This window comes from Mesorhizobium sp. M0018, assembly GCF_040323955.1.
In the GTDB taxonomy this organism is placed as follows: Bacteria; Pseudomonadota; Alphaproteobacteria; order Rhizobiales; family Rhizobiaceae; genus Mesorhizobium.
This window is the reverse complement of sequence record NZ_JAMYVL010000008.1, coordinates 34,605-48,161: the sequence shown is the minus strand read 5'-3', so window position 1 is coordinate 48,161 and position 13,557 is coordinate 34,605. Positions and strand designations below refer to the sequence as shown.

The following is a 13,557-nucleotide window of genomic DNA, read 5'->3' as shown; positions in this document are numbered from 1 at the left end:
GTCCATTTCTCGCGTCAATTGTTTCGGAGAATTTCTCAGCTAGATGGTTTCCAGTGTTAAGCGCGGGGGATCTCCGGCGTCATCTTTCCTAAGTCGATTGCTGTCGCATGGCCGATCGCCCCGTAGTACTGGCAGGTAGCAGCCGCCGCGTCCGCGGCATGGCCGAGGATGTCTTGAGGCGCCTCCTTCTTAAGCAGGCCGAATAGCGTTCTGGCGATGAAGGTGTCGCCTGCGCCCAGGGTGTCGACGGGTTTGACCAACCGCGCCGGGGTTCGGTAAGAGACGGTGTCGCCGTGAAGCACCGCGCCGGCTCGGCCACGAGTCACAAGAACCCACTTTGAACCACATGCAAGCAATTCGGCCGCGATTGCGGCCAATTCCTTGTCGTCGAGACCGTCACCCGAGACACAAGCCAGATAGCAATAGGGTCCAATCTCGCGTCGATGTCCCGGGTCCCGTCGCGTGGAAAAATCATAAGACAACAGTGACTTGCTTGATACAGCGGCAACCCACGGGTCCAAACCGCTGGACTGGCCGATGTGGACGGCCTGAAAGCCCGAGAGAAAATCCAGATCTTCTTGCGTCGGCGTAAACACCGAAACTCCGAGATCGAAGTCCAGGAAAATCCGATCGGCGTTGCGGTGACCTATGAGGCAGTAAGCGGTCGGTCCCTCGAGACGCCGCAATCGGGTGATGTCCACGCGCTCCGACGCCAGTGCAGTGCAGATAAGGTCCCCTGCCCGGTCTTTGCCGATCGCTCCGACATAGGCCGATCGCCCGCCGAAGCGGCTGACATAAACCGAGACATTGAGGCAATTTCCACCAGGATACATCTCGCCGCGAGCAAGATAACAATCGACCACGTTATCGCCCATCGCGGCAATCTTGACCATTGCAGGACTTTCAGTTTAAAGGGTGTGATAACGTTCGCACAATGGCTGCCCACCTGTCAATTGTGGGCCGGCCCCTAGCTCTGCCAACGAGACGAGGAAGCTCATGATTTCCGCCCTGCCCTCCGACGTGGAACGCGCCCTGACCGCTACGGCGGGCACGCAGTTTTCGCACCTATTCCTCGTGGCGTGCGGCGGTTCGCTCTCGATCATGATGGCAGGCAAATACTTCGTCGACCGTCACAGCGGCACATTCGCCTGCGACATCTACAACGCGGATGAGTTCGTCTGCCGAGACCCGCGACGGTTGGGACCTGACGCGCTCGTTGTCCTTTGCTCGCAGACCGGCACCACCCGCGAAACTGTGCGAGCGGCCAATCATGCAAAGGATCGAGGCGCAACGACAATCGGCATGACGCTCGACCAGATATCGCCCCTCGCGCTGGCGGTCGACCACGCAGTCGCCTACCAGGCCTCCTACACGACGGGCAAAGCAATCGATTCAGCCTGCAGCAACTACGGCGTGCTCTATATGTTGCTCGCCGGCCTGATCGATGCTCGGGAGGATGCCGGGCTAACTGCCGATCTGCTGACGAGCCTGAGCCATCTTCAGCCGGCGATCGAGCGTGCGCACCGGACCTATGCCGACCGGTTTCAGGCCTTCGCCCCCCGTTTCGCGCCGCGCAATGCGATCTACACACTGGCCAGCGGTGCCAGCTATGGTGCGGCCTATTCGTACGCCATCTGCGTGTTGATGGAGATGCAGTGGTACGATTCGCAGGCCATACACGCCAACGAGTTCTTTCACGGCCCATTTGAGGTGGTCGACCGGGACGCTTGCTTCGTGGTCTTAGTGGGTTTGGACGAAACGCGGAGCCTTCCCGAACGTGCCCGAGACTTCCTTTTCAAGTACGGCAGCCGGGAAAACGTCCTGGTGCTCGATGGAGCTGAACTCGACCTCAGTGGTATGTCCGAACACATCAAACCCTATCTCGTGCCCTTGGTCTTCTTCGACACGCTTTGGCGTTTTGCCTACGAGCTGGCCGCCCTGCGCGGCCGGCCAATGCTTGAGGGCCGGCGCTACATGAAGAAGCTCACCGACTATTAGTTCCGCCGCGCTCTGCAGCCATCCAACAACTCCCAGCCCGGCTTCTGCGAAGAAGGATTTCTCCATGACTGCATCACCAAAGCCGCGCCATGTCGTTGTTATCGGCGCGGGCATCTTCGGCATCTCTTCCGCGTTGCACCTTGCTCGTCTTGGCCTTGATGTAACGCTTGTCAACGACGGCGCGCCAGCCAACGGTGCATCCGGCCGTTCACTTTCCTGGCTGAACTCAGCGCGACGTGCGGACACTGCCTACCACCGCTTGAGGCTTGCAGGCATCGACCGTTATCGGACCCTGGCCGCCACAAGGCCGGAAACGGGATCGTGGCTTCGCTTTGACGGCGGCCTCACCTGGGATGCGGATGACGAGACGAACCAGATCGCGTCCGTCTGCCAGTTGGAGCAGGATATTGGTTATGACGCGCTTCTGCTCGGCCCTGCCGAAGTCGGTGCAGTGGTGCCCGGCGTCAACGCGAGCGCAATTACCCCCCGGGGCGCCATCTTCAATCCCGGCGAAGGATGGGTTGACCTGCCGTCTTTGATCAGTCTGCTGCTCAATGAGTTCCGCTCCCGTGGCGGCAAGTTTGTTCGGGACGCTGGACGCGTCCGGATAGATGCCACAGGTGGTCGCGCGCGTGGCGTCGTCACTGCCGACGGTGTGCCGGTAAAGGCGGATGCAGTGGTCCTTGCGGTCGGGCCAGCGACGCCTATCATGCTCGCAGAGATCGGAGTTCGTGTCCCCGACGCCACGCCAATTTCACTTCTCTTGAAGACCAAGCCGATCAAGACCGAGCTCCGTGCCGTGCTGAATACGCCCCGCGTGGCGGTTCGCCCGACGCCGGACGGCGCACTTGTTTTGGATTCGGCGTGGTCGGAGGAAGAAGTCGTGGTCAACTCTGACGGAACCTACACCGTGCACGACAAGACCGTCAAAGGACTGCTCGAGGAGGCTAGTGCGGTGCTCGAGGGCAATCCGCGGCTCCAACTCGCTGCCTATGCAGTTGGCCCGAAGCCCATCCCCGGCGACGGCGAGCCAGTGCTTGGCTGCGTCGACACCGTTGCCGGACTTCACGTCGCCTTCAGCCACAGCGGCGCCACGCTTGGATTGATCGTCGGCGAATTGCTTGCCAAAGAAATCGCCTCTGGCAATCCGCATCCCATGCTTGCAACGTTCCGCCCTAATCGTTTCAGCTGAAAGGGCAATTTGGGGCAAGGCCGAACTCTCCAGATGGGTCGCGGGCCTGGGGAAGAGCCGCGTGATCGGGTTGTCGTGCTACGGCAACAGAGACGTCGAGAGGTCGGCGCTGCGCGTCCAAGCGCGAACGCCCGAAGAAGAATGCCCCGCAAACTATGGTCAGATAGCCACTCGCGATCCACTGGAGTGCGCTAACCGCGACAAGTTGCGCAAGCTTCCGCCCGCAAAATCAGACACTGCGCATAATCAGAAGCCGTTGCTCCAGAACGATTTCACCTTGTCAAGAGACGGCCCGCCTTGCGGCGTGCGAGGGGTCGGCAATGACTTGACCAAGCCTTGACCAAGGGTCAGGATTGCGCCTATCGTCGCGTGCAAGCGCGATTGTCGAGCAATCCACACTCAGCTCGGCAATGAACACGGCTCGCCACGTTGACCCGACGCGCGCAAGGACAGGAAAATGACCATCACGGTGAAAGTTGGCGAGGCCAAAACGCATCTCTCGGAACTGCTTTCAAGGGTAGAAGCCGGCGAGGAGGTGATTATTTCGCGCGGCAACGATCCCATCGCTAAACTGTCGCGGATTCAACGGCGCAACGATGTCGAAGCCGTGATCGAAGAGATCAGCGCTGCCCGCGCCCGCGCCAAGCCCGTGACGCAGGACGAAATTCGGGCCTGGCGCGATGAAGGGCGCCGCGCTTGATGGCGATCATCGTCTGATGCCTTTCGTTGTCGACCTTTCCGTGGCGGCTGCCTGGATTCTTCCTGATGAAGACAGCGAGGCGGCGGCCGCCCTGATGCGACGATTGCCGGGAGCAACGGCGCCTGTCCCTTCCCTGTTCTGGCACGAGGCGCGTAACGTCGTATTGATGGCCGAGCGGCGTGGCCGCATCGCGGCGGGCGAAGCTGCCACCACCATGGCACGGCTGCGCCGATTGCCGCTGGAGGACGCCGGCGGCGGGTCGGACGGCGCAGTGCTGACATTAGCGGCTTCGCACGGGCTCAGCGCCTATGACGCCGCCTATCTGGCGCTGGCAATCGAAACCGAGTTGCCGCTGGCCACCCTCGATCGGAAGCTCGCACTTGCCGCACGCCGCCAGGGAGTCCAAATTCTCGGGCCGCTCGCGAATGGCAATTGACCTCTTCGCTCGACCACCTGCCTATGTTGTTCGACGTGCAGAAGTCTTTGACGCTCTCGATTCCGTGCTGACTCTGGACCTCCGCGACTTTCTCGCCGAAGAAACCCGAGAAGATCGGAGGTAGACCGCACCGAAGAGTCTCTACCTTGTTGGAATCAGATGCAGTGCAGACTTCCCGCCCTTCACGGCCGCCGCTGACAGCTTGCGGTCAAAGCTGGCAAGTTGGCCGCCGCGCGCCTTGGCGAGCGCGAGAAGGTACGTAGCCGTCACCTGCGCCGAGGTCAGGATTTTGGCTGCATCAATGTCGCCGGAGCCAACCAGGCTCACATCGTCGGGCCAGAAGCTGTGCCCGTGCAGGGTCCGCAACTTGGTAACGATTCGCGCAACAACAGCTGGTGAGCCGGGAGAATTGGGATATCTTTGGTTGCCGACGATGCGCAGGACGCCGTTTTCGGTGACGGGACACGTAGCCATGCCGAGTTACCGGTCTCTTCGAACTCCATGCGCGTCGTCATGGGCGACGTGGCCAGGATCTATCAGTGCGATCAGCACATTGACATCGAGCACGTCACGGCAGTTCGTCTCGCAAGGCGTTGACCGTCTCAGGCGTGACGGGAGGTGCATCCGGCCGAGGCGACAGAAGAGGGATCCCGTTGCGCTCGCCGCCGGCTTGAGGCCGGCGCAGCGAGCGCCGGGCGAGATCGGTGATGACCTCGCCGAGGCTGCGATCCTGCTGCCGGGCCATGGCCTTGGCCGCGACCAGGACATCGTCATCGATCGCCAGTGTGGTTCTCATGTTGCCCTGCTTGGTGCGCATCAACATCACGCATCATATAAAATAGCGACGTCGGATACTCAAGCGATGCGAATACCCGGCGGACTTGGCGTGAACGCATTTTGTGCCGGAAGGATCGTCGCTTCACGGCTTCAACCTTTGTATGCGACGAGAACTGCGCCCGCTGCAATCAGTGAAACGCCAAGCCAGTTCGGCAGGGACAATTGTTCACGGAGGAAACCCACTCCGAATACTGTGTCAAGCGCGCCGCTTAGCCTGGCGTCACCGAGCAACTCCCCCTCCCATAATGCAGCATCAGGGCTGCGGTCACATATCTTGATTGTGTTTGCCGACGTCAGCCAGCTCCAGCCACGTCGACAACAGCCTTGATCAGACCGGACTTCTGCTGCGCCCAGATCGCAATATCGCGTGGGCTGTCTCGCAGGGTAGTGCGATGGGTGACGAGTCGGTCGATTGGTATTTTTCCAGCGCGGATCGAGGCAATGACGTGCTGGAAATCGCTACGCGTCGCGTTGCGACTGCCGATCAGCATCATTTCCCGCTTATGGAACTCGGGATCTGAGAAGGTTATGTCGTCCGGCACGACGCTGACCATCACCATGACGCCGCCATGGGCAACATAGGCAAAGGCAGCCTGCATCGAACGGCTGTTTCCCGTGGCGTCGAAGACGACGTCGAAACCTGCTCCCGCAGTTCGCTCCGCTATCGTTTCGACGATCGATCCCTTCGACCTGTCGATCACCAGGAAGCCCAATTGTCTTGCGGCAAAGGCCAGCCGCTCGGCATCGACGTCCATGATGGTCACGTTGAGTTGCGCTATGCGCGCAAAAAGCGCGGTGCCGAGGCCAATCGGCCCGGCGCCGATAACCAAGGCGCGAATGCCGGGCCCCGCCATGGATCTGCGCACCGCGTGAGCACCGATGGCCAGAAACTCGACCGTGGCAGCCTCGACCGGTGACAGGCCGGCCGCTGGTATCAAGTTCTGCGCCGGCACGAGAATCTGCTCGCTCATGGCACCGTCACGGTGCACGCCAAGCACCTCGATCGACATGCAGCAGTTCGGCTTTCCCTGGCGGCAGGCGGCACAATTTCCGCAGGCAAGATAGGGATTGACGAGGATTTGCTCTCCAACCGACAGGTCCACGGGCGCGTTGATTGCCGCGATTGTTCCCGAAACCTCATGGCCCATGACGCGCGGATAGGCGAGATAAGGATGCCTGCCCTCGAAGATGTGGTAGTCGGTTCCACATATCCCGACATAGGCGACATTGATCAGTGCCCAGCCTTCGGGCGGAGTGCCTGGTGCCTGCTGCTCCTCAAACACCAGCCTGCCCGGCTCAGCGCATCGCACGACTTTGATGGTGGGGCCCATGACTATAATTCACCCCCTTGCTAAGCTGGAGTCCGGCAACAGGAAGTGGTCCGGCGGTGCAATCCGCAGGACCGCTGGTGGATCACTCGAAGTCCTTGACGTTCTGCAGCGTCACCAGTCCGGCGCCGGTATCCACATTGGCCTCGACGGGTTCCCCGCGGATGGCCTTGACGACGGTGTCGATGCCAAGCTCACCCATTTTCGCTGGAAATTGAGCTACGCTGGCGTCCTCCGCTCCCGACTTGATCGCTTCGATCTCACCGCAGCACGCGTCGAAGCCGACCACTATGAGGTTGTCGTTGGCAATGCCGGAATTGCTGATCGACTTGACGGCGCCAGGGATCGGCGGACCGCAGGCCGAGTAGATCGCCTTGAGATCGGGATTGGCGGTGAGGATGTCTTCGGTCACTGACGTGCCAAGTTCCAGCGTGCAGTTGGTTGCGCCCTTGCCGACGACATCGACCTTGACGTCGCCCAATCCCTCCATCATGCCCGTGACCCGGTCATCCAGAGCCGGCACCCCGGGAACGCCTTGCAGGATACCGATCTTGTCACCGCTCTTGAGCACCGTTTTAAGATACTCTCCGGCGATCTTGCCGCCGTTGAGGTTGTTGGTCGAGACCAATGCCGTCTGGCCTTTCCAGTTGGGAATGCTGTTGTCGACGAGAACCACCTTGATGCCGGCGGCCACCGCCTTGTCGAGCGCCGGCGCGACCGTCGGGTCGACCGGAGTGATTGCCAGCCCGTTGACGCCCTGCGTGATCATGGATTCGATCAGAGCGATCTGGCCTTCGATGTCGGTAGCTGCCTGGCCCTGGCCGGTGACCAGTTCGATCTCCGGATGAGCGGCCGCGTATTTCTTGGCGGCGTCCTCCATGGTCGAGTAGAACGGCACCGGGAATTTCGTAATCAGGCCAACCTTGATCTTGTCTGCGGCCGAAGCCGGCACGGAAAACGCAACAGCGATCACCAGCCCTGCGAACAGTTTTCGGTTCATTGGCATTGTATTCCTCCCTTGGATTGAGACGCCTCCCGGCGGGAGACGCTTCAGGCATTTGCGGACCTGAAAGGTCCCCAAATTTCGAACGGGTCAGGCTCCAACGATCATGGAAACCAGTTCCTGTTTGTTGCCCTTGGTCGGCACAAGTTCGCCGACCCTGCGGCCCTGGCGAAGCACCACCGCGCGATCGGCGAGCTCGACGACGTGTTCCATGTTATGAGTGATCAGGATGACGGCATTGCCCTGGTCGCGCAGCGCAGCGATCAGATTGAGCACCTGGCGTGATTCACGCAGGCCGAGTGCGGCGGTCGGCTCATCCAGAATGACAACCTTGCGGGCGAACACGGTCGAGCGAGCCACGGCGATCGCTTGCCTTTGACCGCCAGACATCATGGCGACGACGGCATCCAGCCGCGGCAGCGTAACTTTCAGGTTTGCCAGCAGAGCGCGGGTCTCGGCGTCCATCCGGCGCTGCTGCAGAAATCGCAGGCCGCGCGGAAGCCATTGCGGGCCAGCCAGCTCGCGACCGGCAAAGAAGTTCTGTCCCGGCGTCAGATTGTCGAACAGCGCCAGATCCTGATAGACGGTCTCGATGCCGGCGAAGCGCGCATCCGCAGGGGAGCGTATCTGCGTTGGCGCACCGTCCAAAAGGATCGCGCCGGCATCGAGTTGGTGCACCCCGCTGATGCATTTGGTCAGCGTCGATTTACCCGCGCCATTGTCGCCGAGCAGGCCGACGATCTCGCCGCGCCGCACCTCGATGCTGACATCGTCGAGGGCCAGAACCGAACCGAAACGCTTGGTAGCACCGCGTACCGCCAGCACGGGATTGTCCGCCGTGACCGCGTGATCGGCGTTATCCGCAGCGGCGCTCATGACTGCTTTCCGGCTTGCAGGACACGCACACGCCCTTCGAGGTAATTGCGCAGCACGTCGGACTCGACCGCGATCACGATGACCACGCCGATGACGATGAGCTGGAAAAAGACATTGACGTTGAGCAGGTTGAGCGCGTTGCGGATAACGCCGATCATGATGGCGCCGATCAAGGCATGGCCGAGGTGGCCGCGACCGCCAAGAAAGCTGGCGCCGCCAATGATCACCGCCGCGATCGTGTCCAGTTCCAGCAGATTGCCGAACAGCGGCGAACCGGCGTCGGTGCGGCCGGCAAGGATGACGGAACCGATGCCGGCGCACAGCCCTGAGATGACATAGACCGAAACCAGCACCCAGGACACGGGAATGCCCATGCGCAGCGCGGCGTCGGGCCGGCCGCCGACGGCATAAATCCAGCGCCCCCAGACCATGGTTTTAGCCATGACGGAAAGAACCGCGGCAACGCCCGCAACGACGAAAACCGATCCAGGCAGGCCCCAAACCGCCTCGCGGCCAAGCGCATCGATCGAATCCGGCATGCCAGGAATGGCGCGGCCATCGGCCAGTTGCAGGGCCAGCCCCTTGGCGATGCTCAATGTCGCCAGCGTGATGATGAAAGGATGCGGCAGCCGGCCGAAGACGTAGAAGAGCCCGTTGATGGCGCCGACCGCGGCACCGCAGCCAACCATCACGGCGATCACGATGATGGCGGGAGCGCCGGCATGAAAGCTCAGCGCGCCGAAGACGGAGGCCAGTGCAAGGTTCGAGCCGACGGAGAGATCGATGCCGCGTGTCAGGATGACCAGATGCTGGCCCATCGCAACAACCGAGATGACGGCCGTCTGGGCAAGGATGTTGCTGAGATTGCGTCCCGTCAGGAAATAGGGCGACAGAAAGCTGAGGACGGCGATCAGCAGCACCAGGATGACCACCGGACCAGCGCTCAGCAGCATCAGGCCGAGCGCAAGGCCGGGAACGGCTTCTGACTTCCTCGATGCCGGCAACGCTGCCTCGCCGACAGTCGTGCCGGTGTTTCCCGTTTCAGGCAAATTTCCCCTCCCCGCCGCGGCTTGTACGAGCCGCGTCGTCAAAAACTCAATTCGTGTTCAGGTCCTCTTCTTATCGATAAAAAACAACCGGCCAGGCCGGGTCAAGTTGTTTTTTATGGATAAAGTTCATGCTAAAAGGACAAGCTATAGTTCCCAAGGAAATCCGATGAGAACCGACACCGTCTACAAGAAGGCCTTCAATCGAGCTGCGAATATGCTGCGCGACGGGCAACTGGCCGGTGAACTTCCTTCCGAAAATGAGCTTAGACGGCGAATTTGCGTCAGCCGCACAACCGTCAGAAAGGTTTTGCGGGAACTGGTTCACCGCGAACTTATCACCGAACGCCACGGCCTCAGGTCGACGGGCCGCCCGGTCAGCGACAACGATTACTATCCGGACGCCGAAACCACACCTCGCGCCAAGCATGTCGAACAGCAATTCATGGAGTGGATGCTGCGGGGTGACACCAGGCCCGGCACCAGCATCAATGAGCTCGAGCTTGCGCGCCAATTCAGCGTTGCGACCAACGGAATTCGCGAATTCCTGATCCGCTTCAGCCGGTTTGGACTGATCGAGAAACGGCCGAATTCAGGCTGGCTTTTCAAGGGTTTCACCGAAGACTTTGCACTTGAGCTCTTCGAGATCCGGGTGATGTTCGAACTGCGTTCGGCACAACTATTTTCACTACAGCCGCACAGTTCTCCCCTATGGTCGAAACTCGCTGCGCTCAAGATGGCGCATGCCGACCTGCTGGAGCGAATTGAGGGCCGTTTTCATGACTTCTCCGGCCTGGACAACCGGTTTCACCGGCTCATAAACGAGGCATCACCGAACCGCTTCATCGATGATTTCTACGACATCATCACGTTCATTTTTCACTACCACTATCAGTGGAACAAGCAGGACGAAAAGCAGCGCAACCAGGCGGCAATCCTCGAGCATCTCGCCTATATCGATGCGCTCGAAAGCCGCGAATCTGACCGGATTGAGCGGGCCTGCCGAGCGCACCTGGCGTCGGCAAGAGCAACGTTGACGCGTTCGCTTATCGGACTTGTTGAATGATGTAGTCGACCCGCCCTTCAAGGGAACCGACGCATCCTCTGGAACGCGTCGGAAGCAAACGCTTACGCGTGACGGATTTCCGTTCCCAGCACCTTCAAACATTCGCGGATGAACGCTGCAAGGGCCGTCCAGCCCTTTGCCGAAACCATCGTGCCATCCACATATGCCTCCGTTGGAGACAGGTCGATATAGGTGCCGCCCGCAAGCGTCACTTCGGGCTCGCAAGCCGCCAGTGCGCCGACCTTCTTGCCACGCACGACGCCGTCCACCGCAATCAGGATCTGCACGCCGTGGCAGATCGTGAAGATCGGCTTCTTGGTTTCGTGGAAGTGGCGCACCATCGCCTGAACGCGCTTGTCGGTGCGGATGTATTCGGGCCCGCGACCGCCGGCGCAGTAAACAGCGTGGTATTGCTCCATCTGCTTCTCAGCGTCGGAAAAGGTCTTGTTGATCAGCGCATAGTGGCCGAGCTTTTCGGTGTAGGTCTGATCGCCCTCGAAATCGTGCAGCGATGTTTTGATCAGGTCTCCGGCGCTTTTGTCTGGGCACACGACGTGCACGGTGTGGCCCACCGCTTCCATCGCCTGCTGGTAGACGAAGATTTCGTATTCCTCGGTGAATTCACCGGTCAGCATCAGGATCTTTTTGCCTGGCATGGTACTTCCTTTCCTGTGACAACGGCCGGGCGAGACCTGTACTCGCCTGGTAGGTTTGAGTTTCTAGAAGGGTGAATCGGGGAAGTAGTCTTCGTTGGCACTGGCCTGCGTGATGACCGTCAACGGCGGGTATGGGGACATCGGGACAGTCTCAGTCGAACGCCAACAACAAACGGTCGCGGGAATGCTCGATATGGCGACGCATCGCCTGCTCGGCAGCGGCAGGATCGGCCGCAGCGAAAGCGGCCAGGATGGCCTCATGCTCGTCAAGCGCCTCCTCGGTGACGCGCGAATGGAACATCAGGCGGAATATGTGGAAGTGGGTGTGCTGGTGCGCCAATGTCTCGCGCACGAGTTCGTTGTTGGCGAATTCCATGACCTTGTCATGGAAAATGGCATCCTGGCGGGCGAAGTTGGAATACCGCAGGCGCTCGTCCTTGCCCTCACGGCGCGCCATGACGCCGGCCGACTTCTGAAGCTGCGCGAGCTTTACCTCGTCCATGAGCGCGGCTGCCTTGGCTGCGCCATGAGGTTCGAGCAGCAGGCGAAGCTCATAAAGTTCGTCAAACCGCCGTTTCGTGATCTGCGGCGCAGCGCGGTAACCGATCAGATGCGTCTTCAGCACCAGGCCTTCGCCTTCGAGCCGGCCGAGCGCCTCGCGGATCGGCGTGTGGGATACGTTGAATTCCTTGACCAGGCTGTCGACGGTGATGCGCGAGCCCGGCGCAATCTTCAGGGACATGAGTTGCGCAAAGATCGCTTCGTAGACGTCCTCAACCAGGCTGCTGGAGCGCTGGATACGCCCGCCGGCGAGGTTCGCTTCGTCTAGACTGGGTAAGTTCATGGCCTGCATGTTTTGCCTCTTGACACATTGAGTTGCTAACACGATGCTCCGGCCAATGCAATCCTATATCCTATACGATTTTATCGAGGATATCATTTGCGGCAGCTAGGAGACAAAGCAATCGAATTTGCAGTGGCCTTGCTGGAACAGCGTGCCGCCCTGGCAGCCCGTGCTTCCTCACCTGCTGAACGGACCGCCAGCGTTGCGGACGATGGTTCGGCACGTCGATACGCAACCGCGTTGCGAGACGGGTTTTACATCGAACCCGGCCTTGGGGCCGAGTTGAACGCCATCTCGCATTCCAATCCAGACATCATCACAGGATGCAGGTCATGAGCCTTTTCGCTGCCCTAAGGCTGCCACGCGAAATCCTCTTCGGGAAGGGCCAACGCCACGTCATCCCGGTTGTCGCGGCCAGGCTCGGGCGTCGCGCGCTTGTCTGCACCGATGAACGTTTTGCCGCAACGGGCCCGTTCGCAGAGATTGTCGCGGCGCTGCGAGCCGCCTCGATAGACGTACTGGTGCATGACCGTGTGCTGCCCGACGTTCCTCGGGACACCGTTGCCGTCTGCGTCGAGGAAGCACGGAAGTTCGCGCCCGACATGGTGATCGGCATTGGCGGCGGCAGCTGTCTCGACATGGCCAAATGCGCCGCGCTGCTCATCAGTCACGGCGGTCAGCTCCAGGATTACTACGGCGAGTTCAAGGTGCCCGGCCCGACGCTGCCGCTGATCGCGGTGCCGACGACAGCCGGCACCGGCTCTGAGGTCACCCCGGTTGCCGTGATCTCGGATCCGGATCGCACGCTGAAGGTCGGCATCTCAAGCCCGTATCTGATCGCGGCCGCGGCTATCTGCGACCCTGAGTTGACGATGACATGCCCGCCGGGATTGACGGCAATCGCAGGCGCCGATGCGCTGACGCATGCAATCGAGGCCTTCACCGCCGCCAGGCGTGGGACCGATCCCGGCCTTCCGCAGAACCATGTCTTTATCGGCAAAACCGCCTTGACCGATCACTTCGCCCTGCTGGCGATCAAGCTGCTTGGCCGAAGCCTTGAAACGGCATACCGCCGGCCCTCTGACGAGGACGCCCGGGCCGACGTGATGATGGGCGCACTGGCCGCCGGCTGCGCGTTCGGAACGGCCGGCACAGCGGCAGCGCACGCCGTGCAATACCCGGTCGGCGCGATAACCCACACCGCTCACGGATTGGGTGTCGCCACCATGTTGCCGTACGTCATGAAGTACAACAAAACAGCCGCAGCGACCGAGATGGCCGAGATCGCCAACGCGCTCTGCCTCGATGGTAAAGGCCGGACGCCCGACGAGTTGGCCGACGCGACCATTGCCGAAGTCAGCCGGCTGTTTGGGGCAATCGGGATCACCCCCACGTTGGCCGAGCTGGGGCTGCCCGCCGATAAGCTCGATTGGACGGCGGAACAGGCGATCGCTATCGAGCGCCTCATCAAGAACAATCCGCGGCCATTCGATTTGCGGACCATGCGACGTCTGGTCCAGGCCGCCTTTGATGGCGACCTCGCCAGCTGCGTCATGTAAACAATCGGGAATATCG

General features: G+C 60.9%; 14 protein-coding genes and 2 pseudogenes. 6 read left to right on the top strand and 10 right to left on the bottom strand.

The genetic code is table 11. The features are described 5' to 3' along the window. Positions 1-56 precede the first annotated feature (56 nt). Positions 57-893: a PfkB family carbohydrate kinase gene (locus NKJ81_RS13235; protein WP_352540702.1), complete on the bottom strand. Its 837-nt coding sequence runs from the start codon at positions 891-893 to the stop codon at positions 57-59. A gap of 103 nt (positions 894-996) precedes the next feature. Between NKJ81_RS13235 and NKJ81_RS13230 the strand changes: the two genes are divergently transcribed. The 4 genes from NKJ81_RS13230 to NKJ81_RS13215 all read left to right on the top strand — a co-directional run bounded on the left by NKJ81_RS13230 (position 997) and on the right by NKJ81_RS13215 (position 4,326). Next, positions 997-1,998, top strand: a complete 1,002-nt coding sequence (locus tag NKJ81_RS13230) for an SIS domain-containing protein (RefSeq protein ID WP_352540701.1) — start codon at positions 997-999, stop codon at positions 1,996-1,998. A gap of 64 nt (positions 1,999-2,062) precedes the next feature. Next, positions 2,063-3,190, top strand: coding sequence for an NAD(P)/FAD-dependent oxidoreductase (locus NKJ81_RS13225; protein ID WP_352540700.1), 1,128 nt, complete (start codon positions 2,063-2,065; stop codon positions 3,188-3,190). A 457-nt stretch (positions 3,191-3,647) separates the two neighbouring features. Then, positions 3,648-3,890: a type II toxin-antitoxin system Phd/YefM family antitoxin gene (locus tag NKJ81_RS13220; RefSeq protein WP_352467423.1), complete on the top strand. Its 243-nt coding sequence runs from the start codon at positions 3,648-3,650 to the stop codon at positions 3,888-3,890. Continuing rightward, positions 3,871-4,326, top strand: coding sequence for a type II toxin-antitoxin system VapC family toxin (locus tag NKJ81_RS13215; RefSeq protein ID WP_352540699.1), 456 nt, complete (start codon positions 3,871-3,873; stop codon positions 4,324-4,326). The genes NKJ81_RS13220 and NKJ81_RS13215 overlap by 20 nt, the downstream gene beginning before the upstream one ends. 141 nt (positions 4,327-4,467) lie before the next feature. On the opposite strand, the pseudogene NKJ81_RS13210 reads toward NKJ81_RS13215, so the two are convergent. The 7 genes and pseudogenes from NKJ81_RS13210 to NKJ81_RS13180 form a co-directional block, all read right to left on the bottom strand. After that, a pseudogene (locus tag NKJ81_RS13210) lies at positions 4,468-4,950 on the bottom strand (TA system VapC family ribonuclease toxin). After that, positions 4,895-5,122, bottom strand: a complete 228-nt coding sequence (locus NKJ81_RS13205; protein ID WP_352540698.1) for a CopG family transcriptional regulator — start codon at positions 5,120-5,122, stop codon at positions 4,895-4,897. The pseudogene NKJ81_RS13210 and the gene NKJ81_RS13205 overlap by 56 nt, the downstream one beginning before the upstream one ends. 131 nt (positions 5,123-5,253) lie before the next feature. Further along, positions 5,254-5,355 (bottom strand): annotated as a pseudogene (locus NKJ81_RS13200) (EamA family transporter); the annotation flags it as partial. A 101-nt stretch (positions 5,356-5,456) separates the two neighbouring features. Further along, positions 5,457-6,482: a zinc-binding alcohol dehydrogenase family protein gene (locus tag NKJ81_RS13195; protein ID WP_352540798.1), complete on the bottom strand. Its 1,026-nt coding sequence runs from the start codon at positions 6,480-6,482 to the stop codon at positions 5,457-5,459. 94 nt (positions 6,483-6,576) lie between these two features. Then, positions 6,577-7,491, bottom strand: a complete 915-nt coding sequence (locus NKJ81_RS13190; protein ID WP_352503634.1) for a sugar ABC transporter substrate-binding protein — start codon at positions 7,489-7,491, stop codon at positions 6,577-6,579. Positions 7,492-7,584: 93 nt separating this feature from the next. Further along, positions 7,585-8,370, bottom strand: coding sequence for an ATP-binding cassette domain-containing protein (locus NKJ81_RS13185; protein WP_352540697.1), 786 nt, complete (start codon positions 8,368-8,370; stop codon positions 7,585-7,587). Beyond that, entirely contained in the window at positions 8,367-9,323 is a 957-nt protein-coding gene (locus tag NKJ81_RS13180; protein ID WP_352540696.1) for an ABC transporter permease, read from the bottom strand. The genes NKJ81_RS13185 and NKJ81_RS13180 overlap by 4 nt, the downstream gene beginning before the upstream one ends. Before the next feature lie 262 nt (positions 9,324-9,585). On the opposite strand from NKJ81_RS13180, the gene NKJ81_RS13175 reads away from it, so the two are divergent. Continuing rightward, positions 9,586-10,482, top strand: a complete 897-nt coding sequence (locus tag NKJ81_RS13175; RefSeq protein ID WP_352540797.1) for a GntR family transcriptional regulator — start codon at positions 9,586-9,588, stop codon at positions 10,480-10,482. Positions 10,483-10,544: 62 nt separating this feature from the next. On the opposite strand, the gene NKJ81_RS13170 is transcribed toward NKJ81_RS13175, so the two are convergent. Then, positions 10,545-11,138 carry a DJ-1/PfpI family protein gene (locus NKJ81_RS13170; protein WP_352540695.1) on the bottom strand — a complete coding sequence of 198 codons (594 nt, stop codon included), beginning with the start codon at positions 11,136-11,138 and terminating at the stop codon, positions 10,545-10,547. 151 nt (positions 11,139-11,289) lie between these two features. Beyond that, positions 11,290-11,991, bottom strand: coding sequence for a GntR family transcriptional regulator (locus NKJ81_RS13165; RefSeq protein ID WP_352474438.1), 702 nt, complete (start codon positions 11,989-11,991; stop codon positions 11,290-11,292). 323 nt (positions 11,992-12,314) lie between these two features. Here NKJ81_RS13165 and NKJ81_RS13160 point away from each other — a divergent pair, with 323 nt between their 5' ends. Continuing rightward, positions 12,315-13,541 carry an iron-containing alcohol dehydrogenase gene (locus tag NKJ81_RS13160; protein WP_352503629.1) on the top strand — a complete coding sequence of 409 codons (1,227 nt, stop codon included), beginning with the start codon at positions 12,315-12,317 and terminating at the stop codon, positions 13,539-13,541. The last annotated feature ends 16 nt before the right edge of the window (positions 13,542-13,557 follow it).